Genomic DNA, 19,742 nt, shown 5'->3' on the forward strand with positions numbered 1-19,742 from the left:
GCCGTCAGAGCGTGATGCCGAGGAGCGCGTCCACCGCGTCGCGGATGAGAGCCGGCGCCGCGGCGTCGGTCCCGTCGCGGCGCAGTGCGGCGGTCGCCCAGGCGTCGACGGCCGCGAGCGCCTTGGGTGTGTCCAGGTCGTCGGAAAGGTGGTCGCGCAGCCGGGTCACGGTGTCGGCTGCGTCCGGCCCCGCGGGCAGTGCGGCCGCCTCACGCCAGCGCGCCAGCCGCTCCTGCGCCTCGGCGAGCACCGTGTCACTCCACGGCCGGTCCTCGCGGTAGTGCCCGGCGAAAAGGCCCAGCCGGATGGCGGCGGTGTCGACGCCGTCGGCGCGCAGGCGCGAGACGAAGACCAGGTTCCCGCGCGACTTCGACATCTTCTCCCCGTCGAGCCCGATCATTCCGGCATGTGTGTAGTGCCGGGCGAACGGGTGGTCTCCCGCGGCCGCCTCCGCGTGCGCCGCGCTGAACTCGTGGTGCGGGAACCGCAGGTCCGAACCGCCGCCCTGCAGATCGAACCCGAAGCCCAGCCGGTTGACCGAAATCGCACTGCACTCGATGTGCCAGCCTGGACGTCCGGCGCCGAGCTCGGACTCCCACGAGGGCTCGCCCTCGCGCGCGGCACGCCACAGCAGCGCGTCGAGCGGGTGGCGCTTGCCCGGGCGGTCGGGATCGCCGCCGCGCTCGGCGAAGAACTTCGCCATCGTCGCCTCGTCGTAGTTCGACTCGTAGCCGAACCGGCCGGTCGCCGCGTGGTCGAAGTAGATGTCCGGATGCTCGGCATCGTCCACGCGATAGGCGCTGCCGTTGGCCAGCAGCTTCGCGACGACCTCGACGATCTCCGGGATCGCCGCCACCACGCTCACGAACTGGCGCGGCGGCAGCACGCGCAGCGCCTCCATATCCTCGCGGAACAGCGCGGTCTCCCGCATGCCCAGCACGACCCAGTCGTCGGAGTCGCGCTCGGCACGCTCCAGCAGCGGATCGTCGATGTCGGTCACGTTCTGCACGTAGTGCACCTCGTGCCCGTTGTCCCGCCACACCCGGTTGACCAGGTCGAAGGCGAGGTAGGTGGCCGCGTGCCCGAGGTGCGTCGCGTCGTAGGGGGTGATGCCGCAGACGTACATCCGGGCGATCGGGCCCGGCGCTGTCGGGCGCACCTGCCCGGTCGCGGAGTCGTGGAGCCGAAGAGGGCGGGGCGTGCCGGGCAGCCGCGGCACGGCCACCGATGACCAAGTCTGCATACCCCCGACTGTATGCGTGACGTCCGTTCGCTTTCCCACCCGGTGAGAGGTATGCCGCCGTTCGAGCGGCCCGGGAACAGCCGTAAGGCCGCCCTCGGGGAACTGGTCCTCGAGGGCGGCCTTCACGGCCCGGGTGCCGCGCTCAGCGCCTCCGGGTGCGCAGGTAGTCGCCGACCACGGCGGCGCCGAGGCCGTCCAGGTCCGGCGCCACCACACGGCCGCCGGCGCGACGCGCGATCAGGTCCACGAACGCCTCCAAGCGGGGATCGTCGCCGAGGCGGAACACCGTGACCGCCGCGCCCAGCTTCGCCACGCGGTCCACTTCGGACAGTGTCTTGTGGAGGGTCCGCGGCTCGGGCGGATACGAGAACTCCGCCTCACCGTCGGGTTCCAGGTGCGCGGTGGGCTCGCCGTCGGTGACCAACAGCACGACCGGTTGGGCGTCCGGATGGCGGCGCAGGTGCCGGCCGGCCAGCAACAGGGCGTGGTGGGCGTTCGTGCCCTGTTCCCAGGTGCCCTCCAGACCCACCAGCTCCGGCAGCTCCACCGGCATCGCATAGCGGCCGAAGGTGATCAGCTGCAGCGCATCGTTGCGGAACCGGGTGCTGATCAGCTGGTGCAACGCCAGCGCGGTGCGCTTCATCGGCAGCCAGCGGCCCTCCTGGACCATCGACCAGGACGTGTCCACCAGCAGCGCCACCGCCGCCCGCGACCGGTGCTCGGTCTCGACCACCTCGACGTCTTCGACATCGAGGCGCACCGCCGGCGAACCGACCGCGGCCGAGCGCAGCACCGCGTTGCGCACCGTGCGTGGCACGTCCCAGGGCTGCATGTCCCCGAACCGCCACAGCCGGGTGGCTCCGGTCGGCTCCCCTGCCGCGCCGGCCGACTCGGTCTCCCGATCACCGGTCTTGCCCCGCAGCGCGTTGACCACGTCCGACAACGCGGTCTCACCGAGCCGGCGCAACGCCTTGGGCGACAACCGGAGCGTGCCGTCCGCGGCCCGTTCGAACAGCCCCTGCCGGCGCAGCTCACGCTCCAGCTCCGAAAGCCGCCGGGCGTCCACCCCGGCATCCGGGCCGAGCTGCCGTTCCAGCGCCTCGAGGTCGATGTCCTCCAGCCGGGCCCCGGGATAGGACTGGCCCAGCTGCTCGGCCAGTGCGTCCAGCTCCGCCAGGTCGGCCATCGCCTGTGCGCCCTCCCCGAGGCCGAGCGGATCCTGGCCGCGGAAGCGCTCGGAGGAGGTCCAGTCCTCCCCCGGCCGCAACGAGCGCAGCTGCGAATCCAGTGCCGACAGCTGCTGGGCGAGGCGTGGATCGCCGAACGCCTGCTGTGCCAGCTCCGCCAGCTCGGCGCGCTGCTGCTCGGACATCGAGTTCAGCATCCGCTGCGCGGCCGCCGACCGGGCGGCCAGCACATCGATCAGTTCCTCGACGTCACGCGGATTCTCCGGGAAGAACTCGCCGTGGCGGCGCATGAACTCGGCGAACCGCTCGTCGATGTCACTCGCGCCGTCGGCGTGCGCGGACAGCAGCGCGTTGAGGTCACCCAGCATCCGGTTGATCGCCTCGACGTCCTGCGGCCCGGCGTTTTCCATCGCCTGCTTCATGCCCTGGAACCGGGCATCGAGCATTTCGCGGCCCAGCAGGTCCCGGATCTGCCCGTACTTCTCGCGCGCCTCGGCCGAACGCCAGTCGTACTCGCCCAGCTCGCGCACGGCGGCAGCGGTACCGGGCGGCAACGCGTCCAGCTGCGCCTCACGGAAACGTGCCTCGTCGTCCGGATCCGGGAACAGTTCCCGGCGCTCGGCCTCGACCGCCTCCCCCAGCAGCCGCTGCACCTCCTCCAGCGTGCCGTCGAGCCGGTGCCGGCGGCGGATCTCCGACCGGCGCTGCCACATCCGGCGGGTCAGGTCGTCGAGCCCCGAAGTGCGCTCGGTACCGCGGCGCAGCAACTCCTCCAGCGCCGACCGCGGCGACGCGCCATCCATCACATCGCGCCCGATCTCGTCGAGCGCGTCCCGCAGATCCGCCGGCGGCGCCAGCGGATCCGGCCCGTCGTGCCACGGACCGTAGGAATACCCCTCGGGCAGGAGCGGCATTATTCGCCGTACACCGTGGTCGTGTCGTCGGAGTCCTTCGCCAGCCGGCGGGCGAGGAACAGCGACTCCAGCGCCAGCTCGATCGCCGCGGCGATCCGGCCCGCGGGCTCGTCGGAGGACACCCCGGCACGCTGGGCGACCTCGTGCAGCACCGGCAGCTCGGGCAACGCGGCCAGCACGTCCCGGCCCGGCACGCGCTCGCCGGTGGCCACCAGGTGCCCGTCGGCCACCGCTTCCGACAGCGGGCGCAGATCGAGGCCCGCGAACCGCTCCCGAGCGGTTTCCGCGACCGCCCGGCGCAGCAGGTGCACCAGGTGCTCGACCTCGCGGCCCTCCTCCCCCGGCTCGAACTCGATCTTGCCGCGCAGCACCGCGGGCACCGCATCGAGGTCCACCGGCCGGGCGACGGCCGGCTCCTCACCGGTCAGCGCGGAACGCCGCAACGCCGCCGCGGCCACGGTTTCCGCCGCCGCCACGGCGAACCGCGCGGACACGCCGGAACGCTGGTCGATCACCGTCGACTCACGCAGATTGCGGACGAACCGGGCCAACACCTCCAGCAGCGGCTCTCCGACCTCCGCGACGAGCTCCGCCTCCTGCCGCACGACGGCCATCTCGGCCGCCACATCGAGCGGGTAGTGCGTGCGGATCTCCGCGCCGAAGCGGTCCTTCAGCGGCGTGATGATCCGGCCACGGTTGGTGTAGTCCTCGGGGTTCGCGGTGGCCACCAGCAGCACGTCCAGCGGCAGCCGCAGCGTGTAGCCGCGAACCTGGATGTCGCGCTCCTCCATCACGTTCAGCAGCGCGACCTGGATCCGCTCGGCCAGGTCGGGCAGCTCGTTGATCGCGACGATGCCGCGGTGCGCCCGGGGCACGAGCCCGAAGTGGATGGTCTCCGGATCGCCCAGGCTGCGGCCTTCGGCCACCTTCACCGGGTCGACGTCACCGATCAGGTCACCGACGCTGGTGTCCGGGGTGGCCAGCTTTTCGGTGTAGCGCTCGCTGCGGTGCCGCCACGCGACCGGCAGCTCGTCGCCCAGCTCGGCGGCGCGGCGGATCGAGGCCGGCGTGATCGGGTCGAGCGGGTGCTCCCCCAGCTCGGAACCCTCGATCACCGGCGTCCACTCGTCCAGCAGCCCGGCCAGGGTGCGCAACAGGCGGGTCTTGCCCTGGCCGCGCTCGCCGAGCAGGACGACGTCGTGCCCGGCCAGCAGCGCGCGTTCGAGCTGCGGCAGCACGGTGCGGGAGAACCCGACGATGCCGGGCCAGGCGTCGCGACCGTCTCGCAGGGCGGCGAGCAGGTTTTCGTGGATCTCACGGGCGATCGGGCGCGGGGTGTACCCGGCGGCGCGGAGCTCGCCCGCGGTACGGGGAAGTGCCTCGGGAACTGCGTTCACCCCTTCGACGCTACTGACCGTTCCGGCATCCGTCGACGTGGAGCAGCTCCAGCGTGGGCGTCCGCCGCGAATGCACGGGTCTCGTTCCCTTTTCACCGCCCTCTGCCGAGCGGCTTCGCGGTGCGGGCCTAAAATAGGGCGTCGTGTGCCGACCCAGTGCGACTCTCGCCGTCTGGTCCTCCGCGTGGCTGAACGGGACCGCGGCTTCCGACGACGTCCTCGACGCCTTGCAGGCCTGGGCCGAGGCCCACGACGTGGTGGCCGCGGACCCGGCCGCCGCCGACGCGTTCGACCTTCCGCTCGCCTTCCACCGCGCGGCGACGCCCGTGCAGCTGCTGCTCGCGTTGCGCACCCAGGGCGCGGCCAGCGCCCAGCTCGTGCTTCCGGTGCCCGGTGACGTCCGCGGCCTCGGCGGCGGTGGCCCGTTCACCGAAGCGGCGCTGCGCTGCGGCGAAGCAGTGGTCCTGACCGCGCTCGGGTTCGGCTTGGTGCCCGAACCGATCGCGGAGGGCCTGATGCGCTGGACGGTCTACTCGCTCGGCACCACGGTCCCGTTGGAGTACCAGCCGCTGCCGGACGCCGAGCACGGCCTCACCGACGCCATCCGCGCGAGCGCCGGTGCGCTGCAAGCACTGGACGTGGCCCGCGACCGCCCGGGAGTGCGGGCGGAGCTGTCCGCTCACCTGCGCGCCCGCCCCCAGGTCGAGTGGCCTGCCGGAATGCCCAGCCGGTCCCTGCGCGTCCTGCAGCGTGCGGAGGAGATCTCGGCGATCCTCGCGATCGCGCACAGCGACGACCCGGGCGGCGCCGTGTCCGCCTCGGCCGCGACCCGGCGCGCGGAGGCCCTGCGCCCGCTTTCCGACGCAGTGCGGACCGCCCGCACCGCCTCGGTGAACGAGGCCGTCCGGATCTTCTCCGACCAGGGCGACCTGCACCCCTGACCGGGCGGCTCCTGCCGTTCGCAGCGTCAGTGCACTACGGCGTCAGCCGGCCGGGCGCTTCGCCGGCTCGCAGCAGCCCACCGCACACGGCGCGCCGTTGACCGTGCATCCCGCCACCGGGAACTCCGACAGCTTCCGCACCGGGGCATCGGCCACGTGCTCCCGGATCAGCTCGACCACCAGCTCCGCGAAACGCGGGTCGGCGTCGGGGGTCGCGGCGCGGGCGAAGTCCATGCCGTGTTCCGCGGCGCGTTCGGCCGCCTCGTTGTCCAGGTCCCAGATCACCTCGAGGTGGTCGGACACGAAACCGATCGGGCTCACGACGACGGCTTCGACCCCCTGCTCGTGCAGGGCGTCGAGGTGGTCGACGATGTCCGGCTCCAGCCACGGCACCTGCGGCGGGCCCGACCGGGACTGCCACACCACGTCGTACTCCCCGATGCCCGCCTCGGCGGCCACCAGGCGGGCGGCCTCGGCGATCTGGCGGGAGTACAGCCGCCCGCCCTCGGCGGGCGGCCCGGCGGCCCGGTCGGCACTCTCCGGGATCGAGTGCGCAGTGAACACAGTGCGGATGCCCGGCCGGTCGCCGAGTTCAGCGTGCGCGGCGACGACCGCGTCGGCGACCGCGGACACGAACAGCGGGTGGTCGAAGAAGTGGCGCAGCTTGACCAGTTCCGGCGCGTCTTCGACCGCCGCACGAGCACGCTCGATGTCCTCGTCGTACTGACGGCACGCCGAGTAGCCGCCGTACGCGCTCGTGGGGAACACCAGCGCGCGCCGCACGCCTTCGCTCTTCATCCGGGCGACGGTGTCCTCGACCATCGGCTGCCAGTTGCGGTTGCCGAAACGCACCGGCAGGTTCAGGCCTTCCGCGACCAGCTGCTTCTCGACCGCTTCGATGGCCGCACGGTTGAGCCGGTTGATCGGCGAGACGCCACCGAAGTGCTGGTAGTGCTCCGCGACCTCGAGCAGCCGTTCCCGCGGCACACCCCGGCCGCGCGTGACGTTCTCCAGGAACGGCATCACCTCGTCGGGTCCTTCCGGACCGCCGAACGAAAGCCATAACAACGCGTCGTAACCCACCCGGCCATTTTGCCGCTGTGGCGGTGCGCACGCCGAGGCGGCCTTGTTGTGTACTGGTCGATCCAAAACGTGCTACCGTCCCCGGCATGCCACGACCGCGCGAGTTCGACGAGACCCAGGCCGTCGAGGGTGCGATGAACGCGTTCTGGGCCCGCGGCTTCGAAGCGACCTCGACCGACGACCTGTGCGCTGCCACCGGTCTCGGCCGCAGCAGCATCTACAACACGTTCTCCAGCAAACGCACGCTGTTCCGGCGCGCGCTCGACCACTACCGGCAGCTCGGCATCGAGAGCCGGGCGGCAACACTGGAGCGCGCCACCGACGGTCTCGACGCGATTCGGCGACTGCTGGCCGACCTCGTGGCCGACGAGATGGACAACGGCCGGCGCGGCTGCCTGGTCGTCAACACCATCGCCGAATTCGGGACCACCGACGCGGAAATCTCCGCACAGCTCGACGCCGACACCGAGGCCTACCTTTCGGCGCTCCGGCATTTCGCCCGGGCGGGCCAGGCCGACGGCAGCATCACGCGCGACCGCGACGCGCTCGACATCGCGCAATTCGTGCACAGCACGGTTTCCGGCCTGCGGGTGATGTCGCGACGTGGCGCCGCGCAGTCCGCACTGGAAGCAGTGGTGGACATCGCCGTGGCAGCGGTCGCGCGCCGCTGAACCTTCCGATGAGCAGCGCGGCTCGTCGCCATCCGAGTTTTGCACTAGACGTTTCATAAGGAGAGATCCGTGCCCCTCGCCGTCTTCGTGCTCGGGCTCAGCATTTTCGCGCTGGGCACCTCCGAGTTCATGATCACCGGGCTGTTGCCCGGCATGGCCGCCGATCTGGGCGTGAGCATCCCGGACGCCGGGTTGCTGATCTCCGCGTTCGCCGTCGGCATGGTGGTCGGCGCGCCACTGCTGGCCGTGGGCACCCTGCGCCTCCCCCGCCGGGTCACGCTGCTGGCCCTGCTGGTGGTGTTCGGGCTGGCACACGTGGTGGGCGCGGTGGCCGGAAACTACGGCCTGCTGTTCGCCACCCGCGTGGTGAGCGCGCTCGCCTGCGCCGGTTTCTGGGCGGTCGCCGCGTCCACGACGGTTTCGCTCGTGCCGACGGCTCGGCGCGGCCGCGCGCTCGCCGTCCTCGTCGGCGGGCTCACGGTGGCGAACATCGCCGGCGTTCCCGCCGGCACGGTCCTCGGCCAGCACGCGGGCTGGCGAAGCGCGTTCTGGGCGGTCGCCGCGCTGACCGTCGTGGCAGCAGCGGGCGTACTGGCTCTCGTCCCACGCACGACCAGCACCGCGCCGGCGCGGGTACGTGCCGAGCTCCGGGTCTTCCGCAACGGCCGGTTGTGGCTCGCGCTCGGCGTCATCGCACTGCTGCAGGCCATGGTCTTCGCGACGTTCAGCTACCTCGCGCCGCTGCTGGTGTCCGTCGACGGGCTTTCGGAGTCCGGAGTCCCGGTCGTGCTCGCGCTCTTCGGCGGCGGCGCGCTGGTGGGCATCGTCGCCGGCGGCAAACTGGCCGACGCACACCCCTTCGCCACCCTGTACGGCAGCCTGGCCCTCGCCGTGGCGGCACTGGTCACGCTCGCCGCCACTGACAACGCTGTGGTGGCGGTCATCGCGGTCCTCGTGCTGGGCGCCGCGGGCTTCGCCGCGAACCCGGCGTTGAACATCCGCGCGTACACGATCGCCGGTGGTACGCCGACGCTCGTCGGCGCCAGCACGACGTCCGCGTTCAACGTGGGCAACACCGTCGGCCCGTGGCTCGGCGGCACGACCATCGCCGCCGGGCTCGGCTTCGCCAGCGTCGCGTGGGTCAGCGTCGTCCTCGGTGCGCTCGCGGTCGCCGCGCTCACTGTGTCACTGCACCTGCACCGGCGAACCGAGGTTCCGGCGCAGGTGCCCGAATCACAGCCCGTGTGACGAGTCGGCGCCCAACCCGGCCGGCCGTCGCTGACCGGGCTGGGCGCCGCTTGGCAGGGCTCAGATGCCCAGCGCGTGCACTCCGCCGTCGACCATGATCATCGAGCCGGTGGTGGCGGGCAGCCAGTCGGACAGCAGCGCGCACACGGACTTCGCGGTGGCCGTCGGGTCGGAGCTGTCCCAGCCCAGCGGCGCGCGGTCGTTCCAGCCGTCCTCCAGCTCGTTGAAGCCCGGGATCGACTTGGCCGCCATGGTCTTCATCGGGCCCGCGCTCACCAGGTTCACGCGGATGCCGCGCGGGCCCAGTTCCTTGGCCAGGTACCGGTTCACCGACTCGAGCGCCGCCTTCGCCACACCCATCCAGTTGTAGGCCGGCCACGCCACCCGCGCGTCGAAGTCCATCCCGACGATCGAGCCGCCCCGCGACAGCAGCGGCAGCGTCGCCACCGCGAGCGACTTGTAGGAGAAGGCCGACACGTCCACCGCGACCTTCACGTCGTCACTCGGCGCGTCCAGGAACGGCGCGCCCAGGCAGCTCGGCGGCGCGAACCCGATCGAGTGCAGCACGCCGTCGAGTCCGTCGACGTGCTCACGCACCCGGTCGGCCAGCGAGCCGAGGTGCTCGGGGTCGGTCACGTCCAGCTCCAGCACCGGCGCCGGCTTCGGCAGGCGCTTGGCGATGCGCTCCACGAGCGACATCCGGCCGAAGCCGGTCAGCACCAGCTCGGCGCCTTCCTCCTGGGCGATGCGGGCGGCGTGGAAAGCGAGCGAGGCGTCGGTGATGATGCCGGTGATCAGCAGCCGCTTGCCTTCGAGCAGTCCGGGCAACGGGTCCTCCAGTCGGGGTTCAGCGGGAACTACAGCGGTCGAACTCGGGGAACAGCTCGGGCGGCCGGGGGAATCCCAGTAATCCAGGGGATCCGGGCAACTCGGGCGGCTCGGGCACGTCGGGACTCGGGAGCCTCAGTGGCCGAGGCCGAGGCCGCCGTCGACGGGGAGCACCGCGCCGTTGACGTAGCCCGCCTCGTCGGAGGCCAGGTAGCGCACCGCGGCCGCGATCTCGCCCGGTTCGGCGTAGCGGCCCGCGGGTACCGCGCCGAGGATCTCCTTCTTGCGGTCCTCGGGCAACGTGTCGGTCATGTCGGTGTGCACGAACCCGGGGGCGACCACGTTCGCGGTGATGTTGCGCGAGCCGAGCTCGCGGGCGAGCGAGCGGGCGAAGCCGACGAGGCCGGCTTTCGACGCGGCGTAGTTCGCCTGGCCCGCCGAACCGGAGAGCCCGACCACCGACGAGATGAACACGAACCGGCCCCATTTGCCGCGCAGCATGCCGCGCGAGGCCCGCTTCGCGACGCGGAACGCGCCGGTCAGGTTCGCGTTCAGCACGCGCTCGAACTGGTCCTCGGACATCCGCATCAGCAGGGTGTCGTCGGTGAGCCCGGCGTTGGACACCAGCACCTCGACCGGCCCCTGGTGCGCCTCCACCTGAGCGAACGCCGCGTCGACCTGCTCGAGGTCGGTGACGTCCGCCTGGACCCCGAAAAGCCCCTCCGGCGCCCCGGACCCGCGGTGGGTGACCGCCACCTGGTGTCCCTGCGCGGCGAGGTCCCGGGCGATCGCGAGCCCGATGCCCCGGTTGCCGCCGGTGACCAAGACCGACCGTCCCACTGCCACTCTCCTCCTGGTTGCTCCGCCGGCGCTGCTGCGCCCGCACGAGGCTATCGGCCCCGCACACGTCCTTCGCACCCGGCGTCCGACCGTCCTAAGCGCAGGTAAGGAACCGCGCTCCGACCTTGCTGGTTACCGGCCGGTTGGTCACCGTGAGTCGCGACACAGGAGGTCAACGATGACTACCCGGATCCAGGGTGCCGGCACCGAACGGCGTGTGGTCGGCAACGTGCTGCGCGGCTCGGTGGGCAACCTCGTCGAGTGGTACGACTGGTACGCCTACTCGGCATTCACCATCTACTTCGCCAAGTCGTTCTTCCCCGGCGGCGACGCCACGGCCCAGTTCCTCAACACCGCGGCGGTGTTCGCCGTGGGATTTCTCATGCGCCCGCTCGGCGGCTGGCTGCTCGGCCGTTTCGCCGACCGGTTCGGCCGCCGGTCGGCGCTCGTGCTGTCGGTCACGATGATGGCCTGCGGCTCACTGCTGATCGCGGCCACGCCGGCGTATTCGGCGATCGGCGTCGCAGCACCGATCCTGCTCGTGCTCGCCCGGCTGCTGCAGGGGCTGTCAGTCGGCGGCGAGTACTCCACCTCGGCGACGTATCTGTCCGAAGTGGCCACTCCGGGGCGCCGCGGGTTCTACTCGAGCTTCCAGTACGTGACGCTCGTCGGCGGGCAGCTGCTCGCGCTCGGACTGCAGCTGATCCTGCAGAGCGTGCTCACCGAGAAGCAGATGGGCGAGTGGGGCTGGCGAATCGCGTTCGTGGTCGGCGCGCTCGCCGCCGTGATCGTGATGCTGCTGCGGCGGAGCATGGACGAATCCGAGAGCTACCGGCGAGTCGCGGAGGACGCCGGGCGCGACGCCGGTGAACGGGGGACGCTGCGTCAGCTCGTGAAGTACCCGCGGGAGATCGCGCTCGTCGTCGGCCTGACGCTCGGCGGCACCGTCGCGTTCTACACCTACGCCACCTACACGCAGAAGTTCCTGGAGAACACCGCGGGCATCCCCCGGCGCACGGTCACCGTCATCCTGTTCGTCGCACTGCTGCTGTTCGCGATCCTGCAGCCGCTCGCCGGGCGGCTGTCGGACCGCATCGGCCGGCGCAAGCTCCTGCTGTTCTTCGGTATCGCGGGCACTGTGCTGACCGTGCCGATCATGACCACGATGGCGCACACCACGCAGCCGTTGCTCGCGTTCCTGTTGCTGCTGGGCGCGCTGGTGATCGTCACCGGGTACACGTCGATCAACGCGATCGTGAAGGCGGAACTGTTCCCGACCCGGATCCGCGCGATCGGTGTCGGGCTGCCCTACGCACTCACCGTCGCCATCTTCGGCGGTACCGCGGAGCTGATCGCCCAGGCGCTCAAGAAGGCGGGGCACGAGTCACTCTTCTTCTGGTATGTCGCGGGATGCATCCTGGTCTCCGTGGTCGTGTACGCGACAATGCGGGAAACGTCGCGTTCGTCCGCTCTCGAACGCACGGAGAACTGACGGGGAGGACGGCCGTGCGCGTGCTGCTGGTCGAGGACGACACCGGGGTCGCCCTGGCGCTCGCCGAGACACTGCAGGCGCACGGCCACACCGTCGCCGCCGTCGGCCGTGGCGCCGACGCGCTCGGGCGGCACCGCGAAGCCGACCTGCTGCTGCTCGACCTCGGGCTGCCCGACCTCGGCGGGCTCGACGTGCTGCGCAAGATCCGCCAGGTGTCGCCGGTGCCGGTCATCGTGCTCACTGCCCGCGACGACGAACGTTCGGTCGTGCGCGCGCTCCGTCTCGGCGCGGACGACTACCTCGCCAAACCCGTACGGCTGGCCGAACTGCTGGCACGGATGGACGCCGTGATACGTCGTGCGGGCAGCCGTGCCGACGCGGCCGGGGATCGGGTCGTGCGGATCGAGGACGTCGAGATCGACCTCGGCGGCCGCCGGGTGCTCGTCGGGGACCGGGACGCCGGCCTGACCACGAAAGAGTTCGCCGTGCTCGCGGTCCTCGCCACGCGGCCGGGCACCGCGGTCAGCCGCCAGCAGCTGATGGACGAGGTGTGGGGCGACGCCTACCTCGCCGTCTCTCGGTCCCTCGACGTGCACATGACCCAGCTGCGCGCGAAACTCGACCGGCCCGGGCTGCTGACGACGATCCGCGGCTTCGGGTACCGCCTGGGCCGGGGCTGAACCGGTGCGGACCCGCCTGCTGGCCGTGCTCGTCACGTTCGCGCTCGCCGGAGTGGCGGCGTTCGCCGTGCCTCTGCTGTCCACGACGGCGGATCAGCGCACCGCGGAGCTGGTCATCTCGCGCAGCAGTGACGTCGAACGCTTCGTCGTGCTCGCGCAACGGGCGGTGGACTCCGGTGACGCGACCGTTCTCGCCGCCGAAGCCGAGCAGTATTCGTCGTTATACAGCGAGGCGGTCGTGGTCGTGGACGCGCAGCGGGTCCCGCTGGTGCAGACCGGCGGCCTCACCGCGGCCGACCCGGCCGTCCGGACGCTGGTCGAGGCGACCCTGCGCAACCAGCCCGGGCCGCCGGTCGAGCAGGTCACACCGTGGACGGCCGAGCCGGTGCTGGTCACGCGTCCGGTCGGCACCGGCACGCGGGTGTCCGGGGTGGTCGTGCTGCGGGCGTCCGCGGCGCGTGCCGCCTCCGACGTCGCCATGCGCTGGAGCGCGGTCGCCGCCGGCGCGCTCGTGGTGGCCGCGTTGTTCGTGCTGCTGTCGGTCCTGCTGGCGCGGTGGATGGTGCGGCCGCTGGTGGAGCTGGAGACCGGGGTACTCGCCGTGTCCCGGGGACGGCGGGCACAGGTTCCGGAGCGGTCGGGACCGCGGGAGCTGCGCTCGCTGGCCGCCTCGGTGAACCGGATGTCCGATGCCGTGGTCGAAGCCGCGAACCAGCAGCGCCGGCTCGTCGCCGACACCTCGCACCAGCTCCGCAATCCGATGGCCGCGCTGCGCCTGCGGCTGGATTCCCTCGCCGCCGAGGTCGGTGCCCACCCGGCGCATGAGGCGGCCACCGCCGAGGTCGAACGGCTGGAACGCATCCTCGACGGCCTGCTCACCCTGGCCACCGCGGAGAGCACCGCCACCCGGCTCGCCGCGCGGGAGGACACCGGTGAGGACACCGAACCGGCCGATCTGGCCTCGGTCACCGCCGAACGAGTCGACGCCTGGCGTCTTTCCGCCGACGAAGCGGGCGCGACGCTCGTGCCCCGCGCGGGGCATCTCGAACCGGTTCTGGTGCGGATGCCGGAAACCGAACTGGCGCAGATTCTCGACGTGCTGCTCGACAACGCCGTCCACCACGGCGGCCGCGGCGCCACCATCACCGCCGGCTGGGAGACCGGCCCGGGCACCGTCACGCTGCTGGTCACCGACGACGGTCCGGGGATCCCCGAAGCGGACCTTTCCCGTGCCACCGAACGGTTCTGGCGCGCCGGCGGCGAAGGCGCGCCCCGCGGGACCGGGCTCGGGCTGGCGATCGCCCGGGAGCAGACCCGCGCCCGCGGCGGGCACCTGGAACTGCGCGCGGTGCGACCCCACGGACTCGATGTCCGCATCACGCTGCCCGCGGTGGTGACGTCATGAGGCCCACCCGGCGTGCCGCGCTGCTGGGCGGACTCGGCTTCGCCCTCGCAGGCTGCGAGAACGGCTACCGCGGTCCCGACCGGGCGGTGACCATCGCAGCAGGGGAAGCAGGCGGCTTCTATCTCGCCTTCGCGGACGTGCTCGCCACCGAGCTGAACCGCGCGGAACCCCGGCTGCGCTGTGTCGCGTTGGCCACCGAGGCCAGCGTCGAAAACGTCGGTCGCGTCCGCGACGGCACTGCGGACCTCGGACTCGTGCTCGCCGATGTCGCGCAGTCCGCGCTCGCCGGTACCGCGCCGTTTCCCGAAGCGGTTCCGCTGCGGGCACTGGGCCGCGTGTACGAGAACTATCTCCAGCTCGTCGTCCGCGCCGCCGACCAGCACAGCGAACTGACCGCGCTCGCCGGACGGCCGGTGTCCTTCGGCGCCGCCGGTTCCGGCGCCGCACAGCTGGCGGAACGGGTCTTCGCGACCGCCGGCGTACCGGTGCGGGCAGTGCACCTCCGGCTGGCCGACGCGCTCGCCGCGCTGCGCGATCGGCGGATCGACGCGCTCGTGTGGTCCGGCGGGGTGCCCACGCCGGCGCTGGCCGATCTCAACCGCACCACCCCGCTCGCGTTGCTCCCGCTCGCCTCGGCGCTGCCTCGCCTGCGGCAGGCACACGGCCCGCTGTACGAACAAGTCCAGGTGCCCGCCGACGCGTACCGCGGGGTCGGCGCGCTCGCCACGATCGGCGTCGCGAACCTCCTGGTCTGCTCCCCCGGGCTGCCCGCCGACGTCGCCGCCGCGGTGGTCCGCGTCCTCACCCGCCGCGCCGCCGAACTCGTGCCCGCGCAGGCGGTCGGCACGCAGTTCCTCGACGTGCGCACGCTCATCGGCACCCGGCCGGTCCCGCTGCACCCCGGGGCGGCCGGCACCTACCGCAGCCTGCACGGGTGACCGGCGATGGCAAGATTGGCCGGGTGACCGATCGCCGCGCCATCGCCGAAATGCCCCTGCGGGTGCGCTACCACGAATGCGACGGGCAGGGCGTCGTGTTCAACGCGCACTACCTCGCGTACGTGGACATGGCCGCGTTCGAGGTCGAGAAGGCGCTGTTCGGCTCGCACCGGGACTTCCTCGCCACCGGACTGGACCTCGTGGTCGCCGAGTCGAATCTGCGCTACCACGCACCCTGCCGCTTCGACGACGAACTGGTCGTCTCCGCGTTCCTCACCCACCTCGGCTCGACCTCGCTGATCTTCGACCACGAGATCCGGCGCGGTGCGCTGCTCACCACCGAGGCCCGCGTGCGCTACGTGTTCGTCGACCAGAAGACGTTCCGCCCGCGGCAGCCACCGGACGAGGTCCGCGACCGCTACCTGCCGTTCCTGCCCACGCCCGAGCACGCCTGAGGCCGCCCGTGTTCCGCATCCTGTTCTACCGTCCCGAAATCCCGCCGAACACCGGTAACGCGATCCGGCTCGCCGCGAACACCGGCTGCGAACTGCACCTCGTCGAACCACTCGGGTTCACGCTCGAGGACAAGCAGCTGCGCCGCGCCGGCCTCGACTACCACGACCTCGCCCGGGTCCGCGTCCACGCCGACCTCCCGTCCGCCTGGCAGGCCCTGCTGCCCGCCAAGGTGTACGCGTTCAGCGCCTCGGCGACCCGGCGCTACACCGACGTCGCCTACGAACCGGGCGACGTGCTGCTGTTCGGCCCGGAATCCGCCGGCCTACCCGCGGACGTCCAGCACGCCCCGGAGATCACCGACCGGCTACGGCTGCCGATGCTGCCCACCAGCCGTTCGCTGAACCTGGCCAACACCGCCGCGATCACCCTGTACGAAGCCTGGCGCCAGAACGGCTTCGCCACCGCCTGACCCCGGACGCCTCGAGGCTGTGAAGGCCCCTCCACGGTCCGGAACGGCCACCGGCGTCAGGGCAGCCGCTGCCCGATCAGCAGCGCCGCACCCGCGCCGATCATCAGGATCAACGTGCCGGCCACCAGCCACGGTTTGCTCGCGTCCGCGTCCTTGAGCTCGTAGCCGATCTGCTCGCCCAGATCCCCGTAGACCCGTTTCAGCTGATCCGCGCTCGCCGCCTTGTAGAACTCGCCGTCGGACAGGTGCGCGATCTCCTGCAGCGAATCGTCGTCCACCCGCACGTCCTGCGCCTTGCCTTCGATGTCCACCGAACCGTGGGTGGTGCCGAAGGAGATCGACGAAATCGGCATCTGCGCCTGCTTCGCCTCCTGCGCCGCGGTGTAGGCGCCGCGCGGCGCGTACAGATCCTGCGGGACGGTCTGCTTGCCGTCACTCATCAGCACGATCCGCGCCGGCGGCGGCCCCTCGGCCCCGCCCACCACCGAGGAGAAGTTCTGGATCGACTGGATCGCCGCGTAAATGCCCTCACCGGTGGCAGTGGACTCCGACAGCTTCAGATTGTCGATCGCCTTGCTCACACCCGCCCGATCGGTGGTCGGATTGACCAGCACGGTCGCCGTACCGGCAAACGAGATCAGGCCCAGATTGACCCCCGGCGTCATGTTCTGCGCGAACTGCTTGGCCGCGTCCTGCGCCGCTTTCAACCGCGTCGGCGCCACATCGGTGGCCTTCATCGACAACGACACGTCGATCACCAGCATCACCGTCGCCCGGTTCCGCGGCACCCGCTGCTCGGCAGTCGGCCCCGCCATCGCCACCGTGAGCACCAGCATCGACAACACCAGCAGCAGCGCCGGCACATGCCGGATCCAGCCCTGCGCCCTCGGCGCCACCCGATCCAGCAACTCCAGGTTCGCGAACCGGAACACCCGCCTGCGCCGCGCCCGCTGCACCAGCACATAGGCGACGACGACCCCCGCCACCGCGATCAGCAACAGGAACCACCACGGCGCGGTGAATCCGCTCAAACTCATACCGCCTCCGCGGGAAAAAACACGTCGACGGTGTCATCCGCCGCCTCCGCGGGAAAAAACACGTCGGCGGTGTCATCCGCCGCCTCCGCGGGAAAAAACACGTCGGCGGTGTCATCCGCCGCCTCCGCGGAACAAAACACGTCGGCGGGCCTCACGCGGCACCCCCGGACCAGCGCCGCTTGCGGGCCACCGCGAAACGCACCAGGTCGGCGATCCAGTCGGAATCCGTGCGCAGCACCAGATGCGCCGCCCCTGCCCGGCGCAGCCCGGCCGCGACCTGCTGCCGGTGTGCCTGCGCGGCCGCGCCGAACTCCTTGCGCAGCAACGCCGACGCGTGCACCTCACGCTGACGGCCGGTCTCCGGATCGGCCAGCACCACGGTGCCCACCTCGGGCAGATCCACGTCCCGCGGGTCGAGGATCTCCACCGCGATCAGCTCGTGCCGCGCGCCGAGCGCCCGCAGCGGACGCTCCCAGTCGCCGGGCCCGAGGAAGTCCGAGATCACCACGGCGAGCCCGCGCCGCCGCGGCGGACGGCGCAGCTGCTCCAGCGCCCCGGCGAAGTCCCCGCGCACGCCTTCGGGCGCTCGCGGCGTCTCGGCCAGCCGGCGCACCAGGCCGCGTGCGTGCGCGAGCCCCCCGCGCGCCGGGATCCGGACGCTGTCCTGGCCGTTGGAGATCAGCGCGCCGATCCGGTTGCCACCACCGCCGGTCAGATGGGCGACCGCGGCTGTCGCGCACACGACGAGATCACGCTTCTCGCACAGCGCGGTGCCGAAGTCCAGGCTCGCCGACAGGTCCGCGACCACCCAGGTCTCCAGCTCACGGTCGGCCACCGTCTCCCGGATGTGCGGCGTGGTGGTACGGGCGGTGACCGCCCAGTCCATCCGGCGCACGTCGTCGCCCGGCTGGTAGGGCCGGGCCTCGCCGGGCTCCGAACCGGGCCCCGGCACGAGACCGAGGTGGTTGCCCTGCAGCAGCCCGTCCAGCCGGCGGCGCACGTCGAGCTCGAGGGTGCGCAGCCCGGCCTCCATCCGGTCGCCGCGCAGCACCGGCGGCGCCCACGACGGACGCTGGTCGCTCTGGTTCTTCCCGGCCACGCGGCTACCTGACGGGAGCGCCTGCGGCCACCGGGCCGGCCCCGCCCTGCGGACGGGCCGAAACCTGCGGCAACGGCACGGTCTGCAGCACGCGGGTGATGATGTGGTCCACCGGCACGCCGTCGGCGAGCGCGTCGTAGGACAGCACGAGCCGGTGCCGCAGCACGTCCGGGACCACGTCCACCACGTCCTGCGGCAGCACGTAGTCGCGGCCGCGCACCAGCGCCAGCGCACGCGCCGCGGCGATGATGCCGAGGCTCGCACGCGGCGAGGCGCCGTAGGACACCCAGCCCGCGACGTCGGAGAGCCCGTGGTCGTTCGGCGTGCGCGTGGTGAGCACCAGCCGCACCACGTAGTCCACCAGCGCGTGGTGCACGAAGACCTGGGCGGCCACGCCCTGCAGCCGCACCAGCTCGGCCGGGCTGAGCACCTCGTGCGGGGCCGGCGGGGTGACGCCCATCCGGTAGACGATCTCGCGCTCCTCCTCCGCGGAGGGGTACTCGACCACGATCTTGAACAGGAACCGGTCCCGCTGCGCTTCCGGCAGCGGGTACACGCCCTCGTTCTCGATCGGGTTCTGCGTGGCCAGCACGAGGAACGGGTCCGGCATCGGGAAGGTCTTGCCGCCGATGGACACGTGCCGCTCGGCCATCACCTCGAGCATCGCCGACTGCACCTTCGCCGGCGCGCGGTTGATCTCGTCGGCCAGCACGAAGTTCGCCACCACCGGACCGAGCTCCACGTCGAAGCGCTCCGCACCCTGCCGGTAGATGCGGGTGCCGAGGATGTCGGCGGGCACCAGGTCCGGGGTGAACTGCACGCGGGAGAACGAGCCGCCGACCACCCGCGCGAAGGTTTCCACGGCCAGCGTCTTGGCGACGCCGGGAACGCCTTCCAGCAGCAGGTGGCCCTTGGCCAGCAGCCCGACGAGCATCCGCTCCACCAACCGGTCCTGGCCGACGATGACGCGCTTGACCTCGAAAACGGTCCGTTCCAGCAGCTGGGCGTCCCGCGCCGGGGTGCCGGGCTGCTGCCCGTTGCCGCCCTCGGCGTAGCCGGGCTCGGTCACTCTTCCTCCAGTGGTTGCGCTCCTGCGGGCTCGCCCGCGACCGTACTGCCTGGCGGCGGCCACCGTCCGCGCGGCACGCTGATCCCGCAACGGTAGCCAACCCCATCACCGGTGTGACAGCTGTGAAGCTGTGCTTCAGCGGTACCGTGCCCAGTCCTCAGGAGTGTCGATGTCGTCGGCCTCCCCCGGCTCCGCGGGCACCTCCGCGATCCGCAGCGTGCCGAGCGTCCGGCGCAGCGACCGGTTCTCCGGCTGGACCGGCAGCGCCGCGCGCAGTGCCGCGGTGCGCCAGGCCCCGGTCAGCCACTGCCGCTCCCCCGCCGCGTCGACCAGCACAGCCCCGTCGACGTCCGCTCCGAGCGCGCCCCGTAGCCGGTCCACTGTGGACGTGCCGACGCCGGGAAGATCCCCGGCGAGCAGCACGGTGACCCGGCTGTCCCGCACGGACTCGAGGCCCGTCGCGAGCGCGGCCACCGGACCGGTCCCGGGCACCGGCTCGCGTGCCCAGACCACACCGGCGTACCCGGCGCGGCGCGGCCCGACCACCACCAGCGGCCGGCCCCCGGCCAGAGCGGCGAGCGCCCGCCCCAGCAGGGAGGTGCCACGCACGACCAGCTCCGGTTTGTCCACTCCGGACATCCGCCGGGCCGCCCCACCGGCGAGCACGATGCCCGCGAAGGTCGCGCCTGCGGCACGGCCTCGTCCGGCGATCAGCTCTGTCACCGCTCCAGGGTGGCCCCGGCGG

Annotated in this window: 20 protein-coding genes; 9 read left to right on the forward strand and 11 right to left on the reverse strand. The window is 72.1% G+C overall.

The features are described from left to right. Positions 1-4 precede the first annotated feature (4 nt). The 3 genes from mshC to BJY18_RS05550 all read right to left on the reverse strand — a co-directional run bounded on the left by mshC (position 5) and on the right by BJY18_RS05550 (position 4,741). Positions 5-1,243: a cysteine--1-D-myo-inosityl 2-amino-2-deoxy-alpha-D-glucopyranoside ligase gene (gene mshC / locus BJY18_RS05540; protein ID WP_184778247.1), complete on the reverse strand. Its 1,239-nt coding sequence runs from the start codon at positions 1,241-1,243 to the stop codon at positions 5-7. A gap of 142 nt (positions 1,244-1,385) precedes the next feature. Further along, on the reverse strand, positions 1,386-3,344 hold the full coding sequence (locus BJY18_RS05545; protein ID WP_184778249.1) for a vWA domain-containing protein: 1,959 nt from the start codon (positions 3,342-3,344) through the stop codon (positions 1,386-1,388). Next, on the reverse strand, positions 3,344-4,741 hold the full coding sequence (locus tag BJY18_RS05550) for an ATP-binding protein (RefSeq protein ID WP_184778251.1): 1,398 nt from the start codon (positions 4,739-4,741) through the stop codon (positions 3,344-3,346). The genes BJY18_RS05545 and BJY18_RS05550 overlap by 1 nt, the downstream gene beginning before the upstream one ends. Before the next feature lie 143 nt (positions 4,742-4,884). On the opposite strand from BJY18_RS05550, the gene BJY18_RS05555 reads away from it, so the two are divergent. Further along, positions 4,885-5,682, forward strand: a complete 798-nt coding sequence (locus BJY18_RS05555; protein ID WP_184778253.1) for an Rv1486c family protein — start codon at positions 4,885-4,887, stop codon at positions 5,680-5,682. 42 nt (positions 5,683-5,724) lie between these two features. Here the strand turns inward: BJY18_RS05555 and BJY18_RS05560 are convergent, their stop codons facing one another. Continuing rightward, complete coding sequence (locus tag BJY18_RS05560; RefSeq protein ID WP_184778255.1) at positions 5,725-6,765, reverse strand: ferrochelatase; 1,041 nt, start codon at positions 6,763-6,765, stop codon at positions 5,725-5,727. A gap of 86 nt (positions 6,766-6,851) precedes the next feature. Between BJY18_RS05560 and BJY18_RS05565 the strand changes: the two genes are divergently transcribed. Both BJY18_RS05565 and BJY18_RS05570 read left to right on the forward strand, forming a co-directional pair. Next, positions 6,852-7,436 carry a TetR/AcrR family transcriptional regulator gene (locus BJY18_RS05565; protein ID WP_184778257.1) on the forward strand — a complete coding sequence of 195 codons (585 nt, stop codon included), beginning with the start codon at positions 6,852-6,854 and terminating at the stop codon, positions 7,434-7,436. Between the two features lie 69 nt (positions 7,437-7,505). Beyond that, complete coding sequence (locus BJY18_RS05570; RefSeq protein WP_184778259.1) at positions 7,506-8,684, forward strand: Cmx/CmrA family chloramphenicol efflux MFS transporter; 1,179 nt, start codon at positions 7,506-7,508, stop codon at positions 8,682-8,684. Positions 8,685-8,744: 60 nt separating this feature from the next. Here BJY18_RS05570 and fabI read toward each other — a convergent pair whose 3' ends face one another. Continuing rightward, positions 8,745-9,512 (reverse strand): enoyl-ACP reductase FabI, encoded by a 768-nt coding sequence (fabI, locus tag BJY18_RS05575; protein WP_184778261.1) that lies wholly within the window; start codon positions 9,510-9,512, stop codon positions 8,745-8,747. A gap of 135 nt (positions 9,513-9,647) precedes the next feature. Beyond that, positions 9,648-10,352 (reverse strand): beta-ketoacyl-ACP reductase, encoded by a 705-nt coding sequence (gene fabG, locus BJY18_RS05580; RefSeq protein WP_184778263.1) that lies wholly within the window; start codon positions 10,350-10,352, stop codon positions 9,648-9,650. 178 nt (positions 10,353-10,530) lie between these two features. On the opposite strand from fabG, the gene BJY18_RS05585 reads away from it, so the two are divergent. Genes BJY18_RS05585 through BJY18_RS05610 form a run of 6 tightly spaced genes read left to right on the forward strand, consistent with a single transcriptional unit; the run spans position 10,531 to position 15,792 of the window. After that, positions 10,531-11,844: an MFS transporter gene (locus BJY18_RS05585; protein ID WP_184778265.1), complete on the forward strand. Its 1,314-nt coding sequence runs from the start codon at positions 10,531-10,533 to the stop codon at positions 11,842-11,844. Between the two features lie 14 nt (positions 11,845-11,858). Beyond that, complete coding sequence (locus BJY18_RS05590) at positions 11,859-12,524, forward strand: response regulator transcription factor (RefSeq protein ID WP_184778267.1); 666 nt, start codon at positions 11,859-11,861, stop codon at positions 12,522-12,524. Positions 12,525-12,528: 4 nt separating this feature from the next. Next, on the forward strand, positions 12,529-13,929 hold the full coding sequence (locus tag BJY18_RS05595) for a sensor histidine kinase (protein WP_184778269.1): 1,401 nt from the start codon (positions 12,529-12,531) through the stop codon (positions 13,927-13,929). Then, positions 13,926-14,867: a TAXI family TRAP transporter solute-binding subunit gene (locus BJY18_RS05600; RefSeq protein WP_184778271.1), complete on the forward strand. Its 942-nt coding sequence runs from the start codon at positions 13,926-13,928 to the stop codon at positions 14,865-14,867. The genes BJY18_RS05595 and BJY18_RS05600 overlap by 4 nt, the downstream gene beginning before the upstream one ends. Before the next feature lie 50 nt (positions 14,868-14,917). Then, a complete protein-coding gene (locus BJY18_RS05605) occupies positions 14,918-15,322 on the forward strand; it encodes an acyl-CoA thioesterase (RefSeq protein WP_184784439.1) in 405 nt (134 codons plus the stop codon). Between the two features lie 8 nt (positions 15,323-15,330). After that, a complete protein-coding gene (locus tag BJY18_RS05610) occupies positions 15,331-15,792 on the forward strand; it encodes a tRNA (cytidine(34)-2'-O)-methyltransferase (protein ID WP_184778273.1) in 462 nt (153 codons plus the stop codon). 56 nt (positions 15,793-15,848) lie between these two features. Here the strand turns inward: BJY18_RS05610 and BJY18_RS05615 are convergent, their stop codons facing one another. The 5 genes from BJY18_RS05615 to mobA form a co-directional block, all read right to left on the reverse strand. Further along, positions 15,849-16,829, reverse strand: a complete 981-nt coding sequence (locus tag BJY18_RS05615) for a VWA domain-containing protein (protein ID WP_184778275.1) — start codon at positions 16,827-16,829, stop codon at positions 15,849-15,851. Then, entirely contained in the window at positions 16,826-16,984 is a 159-nt protein-coding gene (locus tag BJY18_RS05620; protein ID WP_184778277.1) for a hypothetical protein, read from the reverse strand. Before BJY18_RS05620 ends, BJY18_RS05615 begins: the two co-directional genes overlap by 4 nt. Further along, entirely contained in the window at positions 16,981-17,862 is an 882-nt protein-coding gene (locus BJY18_RS05625; RefSeq protein WP_246459427.1) for a DUF58 domain-containing protein, read from the reverse strand. The genes BJY18_RS05620 and BJY18_RS05625 overlap by 4 nt, the downstream gene beginning before the upstream one ends. A 70-nt stretch (positions 17,863-17,932) precedes the next feature. Next, entirely contained in the window at positions 17,933-18,997 is a 1,065-nt protein-coding gene (locus BJY18_RS05630; protein ID WP_184778280.1) for an AAA family ATPase, read from the reverse strand. A gap of 135 nt (positions 18,998-19,132) precedes the next feature. Then, complete coding sequence (mobA, locus tag BJY18_RS05635; RefSeq protein WP_184784440.1) at positions 19,133-19,636, reverse strand: molybdenum cofactor guanylyltransferase; 504 nt, start codon at positions 19,634-19,636, stop codon at positions 19,133-19,135. Between the last annotated feature and the right edge of the window lie 106 nt (positions 19,637-19,742).

It is taken from the genome of Amycolatopsis jiangsuensis (assembly GCF_014204865.1).
GTDB lineage: Bacteria > Actinomycetota > Actinomycetes > Mycobacteriales > Pseudonocardiaceae > Amycolatopsis > Amycolatopsis jiangsuensis.

What these genes read in the sequence shown, in the direction of transcription:
- mobA (WP_184784440.1), bottom strand. Translation starts at nt 19,636, where the DNA reads ATGTCCGGAGTGGACAAACCGGAGCTGGTCGTGCGTGGCACCTCCCTG.
- BJY18_RS05565 (WP_184778257.1), top strand. Translation starts at nt 6,852, where the DNA reads ATGCCACGACCGCGCGAGTTCGACGAGACCCAGGCCGTCGAGGGTGCG.
- BJY18_RS05545 (WP_184778249.1), bottom strand. Translation starts at nt 3,344, where the DNA reads ATGCCGCTCCTGCCCGAGGGGTATTCCTACGGTCCGTGGCACGACGGG.
- BJY18_RS05600 (WP_184778271.1), top strand. Translation starts at nt 13,926, where the DNA reads ATGAGGCCCACCCGGCGTGCCGCGCTGCTGGGCGGACTCGGCTTCGCC.
- BJY18_RS05625 (WP_246459427.1), bottom strand. Translation starts at nt 17,862, where the DNA reads ATGGAGGCCGGGCTGCGCACCCTCGAGCTCGACGTGCGCCGCCGGCTG.
- BJY18_RS05605 (WP_184784439.1), top strand. Translation starts at nt 14,918, where the DNA reads ATGCCCCTGCGGGTGCGCTACCACGAATGCGACGGGCAGGGCGTCGTG.
- BJY18_RS05615 (WP_184778275.1), bottom strand. Translation starts at nt 16,829, where the DNA reads ATGAGTTTGAGCGGATTCACCGCGCCGTGGTGGTTCCTGTTGCTGATC.
- mshC (WP_184778247.1), bottom strand. Translation starts at nt 1,243, where the DNA reads ATGCAGACTTGGTCATCGGTGGCCGTGCCGCGGCTGCCCGGCACGCCC.
- BJY18_RS05585 (WP_184778265.1), top strand. Translation starts at nt 10,531, where the DNA reads ATGACTACCCGGATCCAGGGTGCCGGCACCGAACGGCGTGTGGTCGGC.